We start from the raw sequence: 13,518 nt of genomic DNA on the forward strand, positions 1-13,518 counted from the left end.
CTAGTACTTCAAGGCCGTACTTTTTCCCCAGAAAATCCGGTACGCAAAGATCGTGTACCCAATGATCATCGGCAACACCACCGCCGCACCGGCCAGGATCACGCCCATGGCTTCGGGCGCACTGGCCGACTGCCAGATCGTCAGCTTGTCGATCACCAGCCACGGAAAGAGGCTGTAGGCCAGGCCGTAGAAGGCCAGCAAAAACACGCCGACCGTGGCACCGAATGGCACCCAGGCGCCGTATTCATTGCCCTGCGCCAGGCGCACAGGCAGGCGCTGCAGGCTGCGGAAAATCACACCGAACAGCACCGCCGTGGCTGCCGGGATCGGCAGCAGCAGCACGATGTTCGGAAACGAAAACCATTTGTCGAAAATGCTCTGGCTCACCAGCGGTGTGGCCACCGAAATGGCGCCGATACCGATCACAGTGAACAGCAGGCTGCGCCTGGCCCAGCGCACGGCTTGCAGTTGCAATTCGCCTTCGGATTTGATGATGAGCCAGCCGGCGCCGAGCAGGCAATACGCCGCGACCAGCGCCGCGCCGATGACCGCGTTGAACACAATCGTCCACCAGGTCGCCGCAAAACCGGTGATCAGCGAACCCAGCATGTAGCCCTGCGACCAGCTCGCCAGCAGCGAGCCGGTGTAGAACATGCGGTTCCACAGCGGCTTGTGGCTGGCGCGCGCCTTCACGCGGAAGTCAAAGGCCACGCCGCGCAGCGTGAGGCCGATGAGCATGAAGGCCACGGGCAAATACAGCGCGCCCAGAATAACGCCGTGCGCCAGCGGAAACACGGTAAGCAAAATACCAACGCCCAGCACCAGCCAGGTTTCGTTGGCATCCCAGAAGGGGCCGATGCTGGCGATCATGGTGTCCTTGTCGTCATCGCCGGCGGTGCGCATCAACACGCCCACGCCCAGGTCGTAGCCGTCCAGAATCACATAGGCCAGCATGGCCAGGCCCATCACCACCAGGAAGACGATGGGCATCCAGCCGGCGGCTTGCGTCAGGTCAGGGGCAAGGTCAAGCATTGGAGGCTCCTTCTTTTTCGGGGTAGTTCACGACGTTGAGGTCCTTCTCGGGCTCACCGGCGGTGCTGTCATCGCCGAACGGCTTGTCCGCATGTTTCCTGTGCCGCGCGAGGTAAAACACCACCGACACATAAGACACCAGCAGCACCGCGTACAGCGCGAGGTAAAGCGTCAGCGTCAACGCAATGCGTGGCGCAGGCACTTTTGAGGCGGCATCAGCCGCCGTCAGCACGCCCGTCACCAGCCAGGGCTGCCGGCCGATTTCAGTCACATACCAGCCGGCGATCAGCGCGATCCAGCCTGCGAATGTCATGGCGACCAGAACTCGCGCATGCCATACGGTGAGCGTACGGTCAGGGTCTTTTTTCCAGGGTGCCAATTGCCACACGCTGGCCCAGCTGACCAGCAGCATCAGAACGCCCACCCCGACCATGATGCGAAACGCCCAGAACACCGGCGCCACGGGCGGATGCTTGCCTTCAAACTGGTCCAGGCCCTTGACTTCGCCGTCCAGCGAGTGCGTGAGGTACAACGACGCCAGCTTGGGAATCGCGATTTCATAGTGGTTGGCCTTGGCCTTTTCGTCCGGCAAGGCGAACAGAATCGCGGGTACGCCTTTCTCGGTCTTCCAGATGCCTTCCATGGCGGCCAGCTTGGCCGGCTGGTGCTCCATCGTGTTCAGGCCGTGCTGGTCGCCCGCGACAATCTGCAGTGGAATCAGCATCGCGGCCATGTAGATGCCCGTCTTCAGGCCGGCCATGACTTCTGCGCCGCGATCGTTGCGCAGCCAGCGGTAGGCCGAAACGCCCGCCACCAGAAAAGCCACCGTCAGCCCCGACGCCAGCAGCATGTGCACCAGCCGATACGGAAATGAAGGATTGAAGATCACCGCCAGCCAGCTCGTCACATGCGCCTGGCCGTTGATCATTTCAAAACCCGCCGGCGTCTGCATCCAGGAGTTGAGCGCCAGAATCCAGAAAGCCGACAGCGTGGTGCCGCCCGCCACCAGCAGCGTGGCGACGGTGTGCATGGTCTCGCTCACGCGTTCACGCGCGAACAGCATCACGCCCAGCATGGTGGCCTCCAGAAAGAAGGCCGTCAGCACTTCGTAGGCCAGCAGCGGCCCGGCGATGTTGCCGACTTTCTGCATATAGCCCGGCCAGTTGGTGCCGAACTGAAAGCTCATGGTGATGCCGCTGACCACACCGAGGGCAAAGGTCAGCGCGAAAATTTTCACCCAGAACTGGTAGGCGTCCATCCAGTATTGCGCTTTGGTTTTCACGAAGCGCAGCTTGAAGTACAGCAGCACCCAGCCCAGTGAAATGCTGATGGTGGGAAAGAGGATGTGGAAGGTGATGTTGGCCGCAAACTGGATGCGGGCCAACAGGAATGCGTCTAAACCGTCCATCATCAACTCCTGTTTTCGTCGGGAAGGTTGGCAGCGGGCGCTGCAGGGCCGGGAAGCTCGCCGGAAGGCTTCGCCGCCACTTTGCTGGATGCGGTGCGGCCTGTCAAACCGGCCTTCATGCTGCTGGCGACCTTGTCTTTCACCTCCAGCAGCTTCTGCACCTTGGCGCCCATCTTCATCAGGCTCATCAGCGTGGCCGAGTCCATCTTCTGCACATCAGCCAGCCAGCCCGTCATCAGCTCGATCAAATCGTGCATCTGCTTCATGCGCGCCTGGGCATGGATGTCGTCCTGGTTGGCCGGGTGTTCCATCAGCGCATCGCGCAGCATTGAAAGCGTCGGGTCTATTTCACGCTTGCGGCGTTCCTCGGCCAGTGTGCGGAAGATGGCCCAGACGTCTTCCGGCGCACTGAAATACTCGCGCCTGTCGTTCGGCAGGTGCTGCAGCCGCACCAGGTTCCACGACTGCAATTCCTTCAACCCCATGCTGACGTTGGAGCGAGAAAACGCCAGCGCTTCACCGATTTCATCGGCATTCAAGGCCCGCGGCGAGACGTACAGCAAGGCATAAATCTGCCCCACGGTCCGGTTAATGCCCCAACGGCTGCCCATTTCACCGAAATGGAGGACAAATCGCTGGGTCAGGGGGGCAAGGTTCATGGCGCGGGGCCTCTTTGGTTTATTGAATTTTCAGGAATTACTGAAATTCTAATAAATTGAAGCGGTTTGCGCTGGCGGCTGGGTTTTCGTTGACCCTTTTTGAAGGTTAAAGTCATTTCGAGTGGACTATCAACTTTCCATACAACCCCAGTCAAATGGCGCGGAGGAACGTTGAGACTCGCTCATACTGTTAAATAAAGGACGGAATAGTGATGGCCCAACAGTCCGACAAAACTTTTTCGCTCACCAATCCGATGGATATGCTGGTGAAGCTTGAATGGGAGTGGGACAAGATGCGTGGCTTCGATATCACGAAGTACAGCCATGAAAAAGCCTACTTTGCACTCAATGCCGCGACAACCGCATGGCACATTAGCGACTGGCTGGCGGCCACTTTGAGTGAAGAACAATACCTGCAGCTCTCAACTCAGGCAGGTACCCAAATTCGGGATCTCAAAAGCCTACAAAACTGGGCCATAAGGGAGTGCAATGGAGTGTTTGTTTGTGACCAAGTAGCAAATGGGGCAAAGCACTTCGCCATAAGACCTCGTGAAGAGCCCGTGTCAGCTAAGGAAAGGGAGTTTCTGCTCGGCGAACTGCGTACCTACTATCTGATGATCGAGGGCGGCGGAAATCTCATTTCGATGGACTGGATCATCGGACAAGCCTACGCATTCTGGAAAGAAGTGTTTTTAGCTTGCGGCATTGCCACTCCGGAACAAATTGACTATCCAATGGTGCCGCGTGCTTGGGCACTGCAGTAGCACTCTCCTAGGTCAACGAAATTTGGCCCCCCGTCCCGCATCCGTTTCCATAATCGGCGCCAGAACACCTTGCCTCGCTATTTGGCCTGGAGCGCGAGCGGCAGCTGGGCTCACCAACCTGTCAACCATAGATCACTATCAAATTCATAGCTGCTCGCGCAGATTCTTATTGGGCTGGGGGCATTTTTCATTCAAAAAAAGAGGCAAAACCGCCCCAAACCATCTCTCACCGGCCGGAAAAGCCTGAAAAACGGCCCTGAAAACATTTTTCCAGCCTATTTTCAGCATCAAATCGGCCTCTCGCCCAATTGGATCATGCGCCGGTAGCTATCAAATAGATAGCAAACATGGTCAGCAACTGAAGGCCTCCGGGCTGGAGGTGTTGCGGGGGTGTTAGCCGGACCTGCTTCCAAGCGAAACGGCCGGTTGCGGGTCGGGTCAGCGCTCTTGGCAAGCCCGTCGCAACATGGGCATACTGGCCCGCCCTTACACAACACCTCGAAAAGGATTCCATGCGCCACACCACCACCGTCCTCGGCTTTTCCGTCACCCTGGCTTTTGTGGCCGGGATTGCGCTGTCGCCGCTGGCCCAGCACGCCCTGCCCGATGCGCACGCGCAGGCCGTGCCCCTGGCGCCGGCAATGATTGACCTCGCGGCGCTCAAGCACGGCGACATTCCCGGCACCCCCAATCCTGAAATGAATGCGAAAGGACTGGTCATCACCGACAACGCCACCATCGGCATTCAGTCCGGCAATGTGGCCAAACACATTCACCCGAAAACCGACGAGATCCAGTACATCATCGAAGGCAGTGGCGCCATGTGGCTGGGCGGCGAGCGCAAGGAGTTCAAGCCGGGCACGCTGATCATCATTCCCAAAGGCACGGCACACGGCGGTACGCTGGTGACCAGCGGGCCCGTCAAGGCACTGGCCATCAAGATCCCGCCTCAGCCCAGGGACGACGTGACTTTTGTGAACTGAGCGAGCGCGCCTCGTCAGCGGGGCGATTCAGCGCGGCGTACGCGGCGCCGTTGGGCGCCGCCTTGCAGGCGGGCGCTTCCGGGCCGCAGGCGCGGGCGTCGTCGCGACCTCCGGTGTGGACTCCGGCACCAGCAGCACAACTTCTTTCAGCCCCATGCCCAGCATGCCGAGCTCTTCCGCCGCGGCACGGCTCAGGTCGATGATGCGGTTGCCGCTGTAGGGTCCGCGGTCGGTAATACGGACGTCCACGTCGCGGCCGTTGACCAGGCTGTGCACACGCACCATGGTGCCAAAAGGCAGCGTGCGGTGCGCGGCGGTGAACTCCTGCATGTCAAAGCGCTCACCGCTGGCGGTGCGCCGGCCGTTAAAGCGCGGGCCGTACCAGGAAGCCTGGCCGCGCTGGAATTCGCGGGGCACTTCGCCGGCCAGCAGCGACGGCCTGGGTGCAGCGGCAGAAGGCGGCACCTCGTCGGCCATCTCACCGATCACGGGTGATGCATCGGTGGCGGGACGTGAAGGACGCGGCACCGGTGCAGCAGTACCAGCGCCCGGCGCGGTGGATGACTTGTTGGATGGCGGCGTGGTGCAGGCAGCCAGCAAGGCCAGCAGCACCGCAGCGCTGAGGGTGACGGCAGACCGGCAGGCTCCCTGCAGCATGGATGGCGGCCTCAGGCGCGCTGCAGTCGCCCGATGATTTCGGTCGTCGCTGCGGCCTGGTTCATCGTGTAGAAATGGATGCCGGGCACGCCGGCTGCGTAGAGCTGCTCGCACAAACCGCTGATCACATCAAGGCCGAAGCTCTTGATGGACGCGGTGTCGTCGCCAAAGCCCTGCAGGCGCAGACGGATCCAGCGCGGAATCTCAGCGCCGCAGGCATCGGAAAAACGCATGAGCTGCGTGGAACTGGTGATCGGCATGATGCCGGGGACGATGGGCACGTCCACGCCCAGGGCCTGCGCGTCGTCGACAAAACGATAGTAGGCGTCGGCGTTGAAGAAATATTGGGTGATCGCCGAGTTGGCGCCGGCCTTGACCTTTTGCACAAAGGCCTGCAGGTCAGCGTCGGCCGATCTGGCCTGGGGATGGATCTCCGGGTAGGCGGCCACTTCGATGTGGAAGGCGTCGCCGGTTTCGGCGCGGATAAACGCCACCAGGTCGCTGGCGTAATGGAACTCGCCGCCAGCACCGTAGCCGCTGGGCAGGTCGCCGCGCAGGGCCACCAGACGCTTCACGCCCATGATCTGCAAGGTGGTGAGTTGCTGGCGCACGGTGGCCTTGGTGGCGCCCACGCATGAGAAATGGCAGGCCGCCGCCACGCCTTCGGCCAGGATCTCGCTCACCGTACCAAAGGTGCCGTCCTGCGTGGAACCGCCCGCGCCAAACGTCACCGAGCAGAACTCGGGCTTGTGCGCATACAGCGCCTGGCGCGCCACACGCAGCTTCTCGGCGCCTTCAGGTGTCTTGGGCGGGAAAAATTCAAAACTGAGGGGAAGGTTCAGGCTCATCACGGATCTCACTCGTCGTTGTTTGTCGTATCGGTTTTGTTGTCACGCCGTTTGCCACGTGCAGGGCCAGGTTGGCCGGCATGCGCAAGTTCGGAGTCTTCGTGCGGCGCGCGGGAGGCGCGCATTTCGCTGCGCGGCACGCGCTTGGCCACCTTGCGCTGCGGCGCGGCCGGCAGCGGCTGGTCTTCGCCCACCACGTCCTGGCCCTTGACGGCCTGGATAAAAAATTCGCGGTTGCCGTCACCGCCTTCAATCGGCGACTCCAGCCAGGCTTTGACTTCCAGTCCCAGCGCTGCGCAGGCATCGCGCAAGCGCTTTTCGACAAACTCGAAATGCGCCGGATCGCGCACGATGCCGCCCTTGCCGATCTGGCCGGGCTGCAACTCAAACTGCGGCTTGACCAGCATGAGCAAGTCGCCGCCAGGCTTGAGCAGGCGAACCACGGCGGGCAACACCAGCGTGAGCGAGATGAAAGACAGGTCGCCGGTCAGGAAGTCGAAGTTGGCTTCTGCGGCTGGGCTGGCCTCATCCAGGTCAGCGTCATCCTCATCGCCATCGAAGTCATCCGGAAAACCCATGTCATCGCTGTCGCCTGCATGGCCGGCCACGAGGTCGGCGGCGGTCATGGAACGGGCATTCAAGCCCTCGACGCAAACCACACGCGGGTCTTCACGCAGGCTGGCGTGCAGCTGGCCGTGGCCCACATCAACGCCCACCACCTGCACTGCGCCGTGCTGCAGCAGGCAGTCGGTAAAGCCGCCGGTGGACTGGCCCACGTCAAGGCAGCGCAAGCCATCCACCTTCAGGCCGGTAGCTTTCAGCGCGCCTTCGAGCTTGAGCCCACCGCGCGAGATGTACTTGGCTTCGGTGGTGTCCAGCAACTGCAGTTCAGCGCCGGGCGGAATCTCGTCGCCGTTCTTGGCGACCTTCTTCCAGGCAGCGTCGCTTTCAGGACGCCACTGCACACCCGACGCAATCAGGCGCTGGGCCTGGGAGCGGGTGGCGGCATGGCCGTGTTCGACGAGGAATAGGTCAGCGCGCATGTAGTTCCAGAAAAAAAGGGCTCAGCGCGTCGCGAGCGGCCGTCAGGCTAGGCGCGGGAGGACCCATGAACCGGAGCGTACTGGAGGTACGTGAGGATTCATGGAGGGACCCGCAACGACGCATCACGGCCGCGCAGTAGCGCGGGATCAGTAGCGGTAGGTGTTGGCTTTGTACGGGCCTGCTTTGCTGACACCGATGTACGCAGCCTGCTCGTCGCTCAACTCGGTCAGCACAGCGCCAACCTTCTTCAGGTGCAAACGGGCGACCTTTTCGTCAAGATGCTTGGGCAGCACATAGACCTTGCCCACTTCGTACGCGTCTTTCTTGGTGAAGAGCTCGATCTGTGCGATCGTCTGGTTGGCAAAGCTCGACGACATCACGAAGCTCGGGTGGCCGGTGCCGCAACCCAGGTTCACGAGGCGGCCCTTGGCCAGCAGGATGATGCGCTTGCCGTCCGGGAAGATCACGTGGTCGACTTGCGGCTTGATCTCTTCCCAGGTGCATTTTTCGAGTGCAGCAACGTCGATTTCGTTGTCGAAGTGGCCGATGTTGCAGACGATGGCCTGGTCTTTCATCTTCGCCATGTGCTCATAGGTGATGACGTTCTTGTTGCCGGTGGCGGACACAAAAATGTCAGCCTTGTCGGCGGCGTATTCCATGGTCACGACCTTGTAGCCTTCCATCGCGGCCTGCAGGGCGTTGATCGGGTCGATCTCGGTCACCCACACCTGGGCGCTCAGGGCGCGCAAGGCTTGTGCAGAGCCCTTGCCCACGTCGCCGTAGCCGGCAACCAGTGCAACCTTGCCGGCGACCATCACGTCGGTGGCGCGCTTGATGGCGTCAACCAGGGATTCGCGGCAGCCGTACAGGTTGTCGAACTTGGACTTGGTGACGGAATCGTTCACGTTGATGGCGCGCAGGGCCAGCGTGCCCTTGGCCGACATTTCATTCAAACGCAACACGCCGGTGGTGGTTTCTTCGGTCACACCGATGATGTTCTTCAGGCGGCGGCTGTACCAGGTCGGGTCTTGCGCGAGCTTGGCCTTGATCGAGTTGAACAGGCAGATTTCTTCTTCGCTGCCGGGTTTGGAGATCAGGCTCGCGTCTTTTTCGGCCTTGGTGCCCAGGTGCATCAGCAGCGTTGCGTCGCCGCCGTCGTCCAGGATCATGTTGGGGCCTTCTTCAGGCGTGCCCTTGGCACCGCTGAATTCGAAGATCTTGTGGGTGTAGTCCCAGTAGTCGGCCAGGGTTTCGCCCTTGATGGCGAACACCGGCGTGCCGGCAGCGGCAATCGCGGCGGCAGCGTGGTCCTGCGTCGAGAAGATGTTGCACGAAGCCCAGCGCACTTCAGCGCCCAGGGCCTGCAGGGTTTCGATCAGCACGCCGGTCTGGATCGTCATGTGCAGCGATCCGGTGATGCGCGCGCCCTTGAGCGGCTGCGCCTTCGCGAATTCTTCGCGGATGGCCATCAGGCCGGGCATTTCAGTTTGCGCGATGTTCAGTTCCTTGCGGCCCCAGGCGGCAAGCGAAATATCGGCAATGGTGTAGTCGGTGGAAGGTTTCAGGACGGCGCTCATTTGGTAACTCCGAAAGTCATAGGTCAAACTGGGCAAAATAGCCACGAGCCTGTACGTCAATCGGGGAGTTTGTTGTTAGCCTCACCCGGTTTGAAAGCACATGCGGGTGAGCGTGGTTGCAAATGAAAGTCCTGAGCCTAGACCACATGGAGTGGGTTGCAACGCTCCTCAGGAAGCCGTGATTATAACAAATCACCCCCGTCCAGGCTCACTGGCGTGTAGCCCGTTCCCCCCTCAAGGGGGCGGCGCCTGGGGCCGGCAAAGCCGGACCCTCGGCCCCCACTGGTGAAATACTCCCGCTGCATCCGCCCTGAATCTTCAAGCCAGCATGAGCCGTGGAACCGGCTTTGCCGGGCCACAGGCGGGCGGCCCCCTCGGGGGGGCAGCGACCCACACGAAGTGGGGGAGCGTGGGGGCCACATTCAGTGCGAAAATTTCACCATGCAAGAACTGAACACCTGGCCGGACAGCCAGCGGCGCCGCATCACCGGCGTCTTCACCGACATCGACGACACCCTGACCACTGAAGGCGCCATCACGGCCGATGCGCTGGCTGCGCTGGGCGAATTGAAAGCGCGCGGTTTCAAGGTCGTGGCCATCACAGGACGGCCGGTGGGCTGGAGCGAACCCTTCGCAGTGACCTGGCCGGTGGATGCCATCGTGGCCGAAAACGGTGCGGTGGCGCTGCTTTCCGAACAGGAAAATGGCCGGCAGACCAAGCAGGACGGGCGCAAGCCGCTATCAAAACTGTATCAACAGGATGCGGCGACTCGCGACGCCAACTTCGCCCGCATGCAGGCCGTGCTGGCGCGCATCGAGCGCGAGCTGCCAGGCATCACCCGCGCCACCGACTCGCCGGGCCGCGAAACCGACATCGCCATCGATCACAGTGAGTTTGTGCATTTGAGCGACGCGCAAATCGCCGCGGTGGTGGCGCTGATGAAAAGCGAGGGCATGCACGCCACCGTGAGCAGCATCCATATCAATGGCTGGTATGGCAGCCACAACAAGCTCGAAGGCGCGCGCTGGATAGTCCGGCAGCTCTGGCAGCGCGACCTGGACGCCGAGATGGACCAATGGGTCTATGTGGGCGATTCAACCAACGACCAGTTGATGTTCAAGACCTTTGCCAACAGCGTGGGCGTGGCCAACATCGCGCGCTTTGTTCCGCAGCTGGCGCACTTGCCGCGCTACGTAACGCGCGGCGAGCGCGGCGCAGGTTTCACCGAAATGGCGCGCGCTTTACTGGATTAACAACCGCAGCTGCCCCGCGTTACCTCAGCGGGTGCCGCGGATCGGGCTTTGCCCGGCCGCAGGCAACGTCCCCTGAAGGAGAGGGGACGCTACACGAAGTGAGCGTCAGCAGGGGTTAGCTATATTGGCGGCGCACCGAGCCCCAGCGCAGCCAGGCGCCGAGGGCCGCCACGGCCAGCACCAGCGCGGCGTAACCCTCTACCGTGGCAGGCAAGCCCAGCGGCGCGATCAGCCGGCCTGCCAGCATGGCGGGCACGCTGAAGGCCAGGTAGCTGATGGCGTACAGCGCAGAAAACAACTCCGCCCGCTGGTGCGGCTGTGCCATCGGCGCCAGCGTCTGCACCTGCGCGGAGAAAGCCGAGCCGCCGCCGAAACCGGCCAGCGCCGTCCCCGCGAAAAACAGCGCCACGGAACGGGTGGCCAGCGACAGGACCACCAGACCTGCGCCCACGGCGAGCAAGCTCATGCCGATGGCGCTCATGCGCACGGGCGAAAAGCGCCTCAACAAAGTCGGCGAAGCAGCGCCCAGGCCGAAGAAGGCCGCAATGGCCAGGCCATTGACGATGCCGTCGTGGATGCCAAAGATTTGCTGCAGCATGGAAGGCACCAGCGACAGGTACAGACCCGCCAGCGACCACACCGCCAGCATTGTCGGCACGCCGCGCACAAATTCGGCGCGCGCCTGCACCGGCACCGAGATGCGCGGCACCAGCGAAGCCAGCGCGCCGGGGCGCGGCGTGACGCTTTCGGGCAGGAACAGCGTGGCCACCGCACCCACGACGCAGATGGCGACCAGCACGCCGAACACCAGCGGCACCGGGTGCAAGGTGAACTTGACGGCGATACCGGTGAGCAACGCGCCCACGGCCAAGCCCGCCAGCGGCGAGACGCTGCCGATCATCGCGCCCAGGCGTTTCTGCGCGGCGGGGGCGGCTTCCACCACCGCCGCCGTCAGCGCGCCGCCGACCATGCCGGTGGCGATGCCCTGCACGATGCGCGCGGCGATGATGCCGCCTATGCCTTCGGCCAGCAAAAAGGTCAGCATCGCGCCGGCCTGCAGCAACAAAGCGGTAAACACCACGGGCCGGCGGCCGATGTGGTCAGACAGCGAGCCGGCCACCAGCAGCGAGGCCAGCAGCGCAATCGCGTAAATCGCAAAGGCCACCGTCAGCAGCGCGGGCGAAAAGCCCCACTGCTGCTGGAACACGACAAACAGCGGCGACGGCGCACTGCCCGCCACGAAGAACGCGAACAGCAGGATCGCCAGCAGAGGGAAGGCGGCTGCGGGCGGCAGTTGCCAGCGGGCGGCCTTGGTGGGTGATGATTGCAAAGAGGGGGCGGCTGGTGCAGTCATGGGGAAACGCTCGACTTTCTTAAAGCAAATTTATTTGCGTTTGCAAATTCTACGCCAACTGCAAAATTAACGCAAACATCATTGCTTTTAGGCTAAAATTCGCCCTGATGAGCACCTCCCAAACGCCCCAGAACAAACGCCCCGGCGGACGCAGCGCCCAGGTGCAAATCGTGGTGCGCAAGGCGCTGGAAGAACTGATTGCCCAGGAGGGCCGCGACAAAGTCACCGTGCCGGCCGTGGCCGAGCGCGCCGGCGTGAGTGCCTCCAGCATTTACCGGCGCTGGGGCGACGTGAACGGCCTGCTCGGCGAAACCGCCCAGCAGCGGCTGGACCCGAACCGCCCCCTGCCTGAGACGGGCGACCTGAAAGCCGAACTCACGGCCTGGGCCAAAGAACTGATCAACCACCTCAACAAGCCAGGCAATGCATCACTGCTGAAGGCCGCTGCCGCGCTGGCGGGATCAGAAGAAACCAATTGCCTGAAAAACCGCCGCAACGAAGCCACGGTTCTGGTCAAACGCGCCCAGGCCCGCGGCGACGCCACACCCACCGTGCAGCAGGTGCTGGACCACATGATGGCCCCCATCATTTACCGGTTGATTTTTGGTGCTGGCGTAGAGCCCGCGTTGGCGGAACAGTTAGCCGACGAATTGTTTGTCTTGGCAAACCCGGTCAGCAAATAGACCCGAAGAAGCCCAGGAGGCCGCGGAACCGGCTTTGCCGGGCCGCAAGCCTCGTCCCCTGCAAGGGGAAAAGGGACTACACGCAGTGAGTCCCGATAGGGGTGTGCTTATTTCAGTTGGGCTTAGCTAACCCAAGCTTGTCTATCAACACTTTTTCGCGCCCAACTGTGTCTTGCGCAAACTTCGTGTAGTCCGCGGAGCTCAGGTAGTTGGGCAGCATGTCGTAGCGGCCCAGCGCCGCGACGTAGCTCGGTTCTTCCATCGCTTTCTTGAAGGCGTCGTGCAGGCGCTTGACCACCTCGCGCGGCGTACCTTTGGGTGCGCCTATGCCAAAGGGCGAGTTCTGCACGATGTCGTAGCCCAGCTCTTTCAGCGTGGGCGCGTTCGGGAATTTGTCGAGCCGCTTCTCGCCCCAGGTATTGAGCACGCGCAGCTTGCCGGCCTCGACCTGCGGCGCAAAACCGGTGCTGTCGGCGCCCGCCATCAGCTGGCCGCTGACCAGTGCCAGCATCAGGTCAGCGCTGCCTTTGTAGGGTACGTGCTGCAGCTCGATGCCGGCCTTCTGCGCGATGAGCTCGGTCGTCAGGTGCGGGCTGGTGAGTGTGCCCGTCGAGCCGTAGGTCAGCTTGCCGGGGTTGGCCTTGGCATAGGCGACAAAGTCAGCCCAGGTCTTGAACGGGCTGTCGGCAGGCACCACGATGCCGAAGGCATAGCCAGTCACATTGATCACGTAGCTGATGTCCTTGACCGGGTCCCAGTTGATTTTGGTGGTGTAGCCAAGGCGAAACACGCCCAGCGGAATTTGCGCCAGCGTGTAGCCGTCAGCCTGCGCGCTTTGCAGTTGCTGGGCCGGCAGGGTGCCGCCCGCGCCGGGCTTGTTCTCAACGATCACCGTCTGCCCCAGAATCTTCGAGGCGTTGTCGGCCAGCGAACGCATGGTGATGTCGGTGGGCCCGCCCGCCGGGAAGGCGACGATCAGCTTGATCGGTTTGACCGGGAAATTTTGCGCATGGGCCGCACCCCACACGCCGGCGAGGGAAATGGCCAGGGCGGCGGTGATCTGCAGTAAAGGGCGGCGTTGCATCGGTGTATCTCCTGATCCTGAAAGTATGGCGGCTTGAAGCCCATATCATGCGTGCAGCAAGCCGCCATTGCATCAGGGCAACACCTGAAAGCTTGTCACGTCGGCGTCAGCCAAATCTTAAAGCGTTTTAAGCGTTTCAACCATACAGGACGAGCGCAAGCAGCTATCAAT

Annotated in this window: 13 protein-coding genes and 1 riboswitch; of the genes, 4 read left to right on the forward strand and 9 right to left on the reverse strand. The window is 62.0% G+C overall.

The genetic code is table 11. The features are described 5' to 3' along the window. Genes AC1D1J_RS10865 through AC1D1J_RS10875 form a run of 3 tightly spaced genes read right to left on the reverse strand, consistent with a single transcriptional unit; the run spans position 1 to position 3,099 of the window. Entirely contained in the window at positions 1 to 1,032 is a 1,032-nt protein-coding gene (locus AC1D1J_RS10865) for a cytochrome d ubiquinol oxidase subunit II (protein ID WP_477694680.1), read from the reverse strand. Further along, complete coding sequence (locus AC1D1J_RS10870; protein ID WP_477694681.1) at positions 1,025 to 2,440, reverse strand: cytochrome ubiquinol oxidase subunit I; 1,416 nt, start codon at positions 2,438 to 2,440, stop codon at positions 1,025 to 1,027. Before AC1D1J_RS10870 ends, AC1D1J_RS10865 begins: the two co-directional genes overlap by 8 nt. A gap of 2 nt (positions 2,441 to 2,442) precedes the next feature. Next, positions 2,443 to 3,099: a GbsR/MarR family transcriptional regulator gene (locus AC1D1J_RS10875; RefSeq protein WP_477651344.1), complete on the reverse strand. Its 657-nt coding sequence runs from the start codon at positions 3,097 to 3,099 to the stop codon at positions 2,443 to 2,445. 212 nt (positions 3,100 to 3,311) lie between these two features. Between AC1D1J_RS10875 and AC1D1J_RS10880 the strand changes: the two genes are divergently transcribed. Together AC1D1J_RS10880 and AC1D1J_RS10885 are read left to right on the forward strand one after the other, a co-directional pair. Beyond that, positions 3,312 to 3,863 carry a hypothetical protein gene (locus tag AC1D1J_RS10880; protein WP_477694682.1) on the forward strand — a complete coding sequence of 184 codons (552 nt, stop codon included), beginning with the start codon at positions 3,312 to 3,314 and terminating at the stop codon, positions 3,861 to 3,863. 512 nt (positions 3,864 to 4,375) lie between these two features. Next, positions 4,376 to 4,846, forward strand: a complete 471-nt coding sequence (locus tag AC1D1J_RS10885) for a cupin domain-containing protein (protein WP_477694683.1) — start codon at positions 4,376 to 4,378, stop codon at positions 4,844 to 4,846. A 27-nt stretch (positions 4,847 to 4,873) separates the two neighbouring features. On the opposite strand, the gene AC1D1J_RS10890 is transcribed toward AC1D1J_RS10885, so the two are convergent. The 4 genes from AC1D1J_RS10890 to ahcY all read right to left on the reverse strand — a co-directional run bounded on the left by AC1D1J_RS10890 (position 4,874) and on the right by ahcY (position 8,972). Then, positions 4,874 to 5,503: a septal ring lytic transglycosylase RlpA family protein gene (locus tag AC1D1J_RS10890; RefSeq protein ID WP_477688537.1), complete on the reverse strand. Its 630-nt coding sequence runs from the start codon at positions 5,501 to 5,503 to the stop codon at positions 4,874 to 4,876. Between the two features lie 11 nt (positions 5,504 to 5,514). Next, positions 5,515 to 6,351, reverse strand: a complete 837-nt coding sequence (gene metF / locus AC1D1J_RS10895; RefSeq protein ID WP_477694684.1) for a methylenetetrahydrofolate reductase [NAD(P)H] — start codon at positions 6,349 to 6,351, stop codon at positions 5,515 to 5,517. A gap of 8 nt (positions 6,352 to 6,359) precedes the next feature. Next, positions 6,360 to 7,394 (reverse strand): TlyA family RNA methyltransferase, encoded by a 1,035-nt coding sequence (locus AC1D1J_RS10900; protein WP_477694685.1) that lies wholly within the window; start codon positions 7,392 to 7,394, stop codon positions 6,360 to 6,362. 147 nt (positions 7,395 to 7,541) lie between these two features. Then, positions 7,542 to 8,972: an adenosylhomocysteinase gene (ahcY, locus tag AC1D1J_RS10905; RefSeq protein ID WP_477688540.1), complete on the reverse strand. Its 1,431-nt coding sequence runs from the start codon at positions 8,970 to 8,972 to the stop codon at positions 7,542 to 7,544. A gap of 101 nt (positions 8,973 to 9,073) precedes the next feature. After that, a riboswitch (S-adenosyl-L-homocysteine riboswitch) is annotated at positions 9,074 to 9,148 on the reverse strand. A 265-nt stretch (positions 9,149 to 9,413) separates the two neighbouring features. On the opposite strand from ahcY, the gene AC1D1J_RS10910 reads away from it, so the two are divergent. Next, positions 9,414 to 10,226, forward strand: a complete 813-nt coding sequence (locus AC1D1J_RS10910) for an HAD-IIB family hydrolase (protein ID WP_477694686.1) — start codon at positions 9,414 to 9,416, stop codon at positions 10,224 to 10,226. Positions 10,227 to 10,341: 115 nt separating this feature from the next. On the opposite strand, the gene AC1D1J_RS10915 is transcribed toward AC1D1J_RS10910, so the two are convergent. Continuing rightward, positions 10,342 to 11,580 (reverse strand): MFS transporter, encoded by a 1,239-nt coding sequence (locus AC1D1J_RS10915; protein WP_477694687.1) that lies wholly within the window; start codon positions 11,578 to 11,580, stop codon positions 10,342 to 10,344. Between the two features lie 107 nt (positions 11,581 to 11,687). Between AC1D1J_RS10915 and AC1D1J_RS10920 the strand changes: the two genes are divergently transcribed. Next, positions 11,688 to 12,263, forward strand: a complete 576-nt coding sequence (locus tag AC1D1J_RS10920) for a TetR/AcrR family transcriptional regulator (protein ID WP_477688543.1) — start codon at positions 11,688 to 11,690, stop codon at positions 12,261 to 12,263. A 112-nt stretch (positions 12,264 to 12,375) separates the two neighbouring features. On the opposite strand, the gene AC1D1J_RS10925 is transcribed toward AC1D1J_RS10920, so the two are convergent. Further along, complete coding sequence (locus AC1D1J_RS10925) at positions 12,376 to 13,347, reverse strand: Bug family tripartite tricarboxylate transporter substrate binding protein (protein WP_477688544.1); 972 nt, start codon at positions 13,345 to 13,347, stop codon at positions 12,376 to 12,378. Between the last annotated feature and the right edge of the window lie 171 nt (positions 13,348 to 13,518).

The organism is Polaromonas sp. P1_F8, assembly GCF_056405635.1.

What these genes read in the sequence shown, in the direction of transcription:
- AC1D1J_RS10865 (WP_477694680.1), bottom strand. Translation starts at nt 1,032, where the DNA reads ATGCTTGACCTTGCCCCTGACCTGACGCAAGCCGCCGGCTGGATGCCC.
- AC1D1J_RS10870 (WP_477694681.1), bottom strand. Translation starts at nt 2,440, where the DNA reads ATGGACGGTTTAGACGCATTCCTGTTGGCCCGCATCCAGTTTGCGGCC.
- AC1D1J_RS10875 (WP_477651344.1), bottom strand. Translation starts at nt 3,099, where the DNA reads ATGAACCTTGCCCCCCTGACCCAGCGATTTGTCCTCCATTTCGGTGAA.
- AC1D1J_RS10880 (WP_477694682.1), top strand. Translation starts at nt 3,312, where the DNA reads ATGGCCCAACAGTCCGACAAAACTTTTTCGCTCACCAATCCGATGGAT.
- AC1D1J_RS10885 (WP_477694683.1), top strand. Translation starts at nt 4,376, where the DNA reads ATGCGCCACACCACCACCGTCCTCGGCTTTTCCGTCACCCTGGCTTTT.
- AC1D1J_RS10890 (WP_477688537.1), bottom strand. Translation starts at nt 5,503, where the DNA reads ATGCTGCAGGGAGCCTGCCGGTCTGCCGTCACCCTCAGCGCTGCGGTG.
- metF (WP_477694684.1), bottom strand. Translation starts at nt 6,351, where the DNA reads ATGAGCCTGAACCTTCCCCTCAGTTTTGAATTTTTCCCGCCCAAGACA.
- AC1D1J_RS10900 (WP_477694685.1), bottom strand. Translation starts at nt 7,394, where the DNA reads ATGCGCGCTGACCTATTCCTCGTCGAACACGGCCATGCCGCCACCCGC.
- ahcY (WP_477688540.1), bottom strand. Translation starts at nt 8,972, where the DNA reads ATGAGCGCCGTCCTGAAACCTTCCACCGACTACACCATTGCCGATATT.
- AC1D1J_RS10910 (WP_477694686.1), top strand. Translation starts at nt 9,414, where the DNA reads ATGCAAGAACTGAACACCTGGCCGGACAGCCAGCGGCGCCGCATCACC.
- AC1D1J_RS10915 (WP_477694687.1), bottom strand. Translation starts at nt 11,580, where the DNA reads ATGACTGCACCAGCCGCCCCCTCTTTGCAATCATCACCCACCAAGGCC.
- AC1D1J_RS10920 (WP_477688543.1), top strand. Translation starts at nt 11,688, where the DNA reads ATGAGCACCTCCCAAACGCCCCAGAACAAACGCCCCGGCGGACGCAGC.
- AC1D1J_RS10925 (WP_477688544.1), bottom strand. Translation starts at nt 13,347, where the DNA reads ATGCAACGCCGCCCTTTACTGCAGATCACCGCCGCCCTGGCCATTTCC.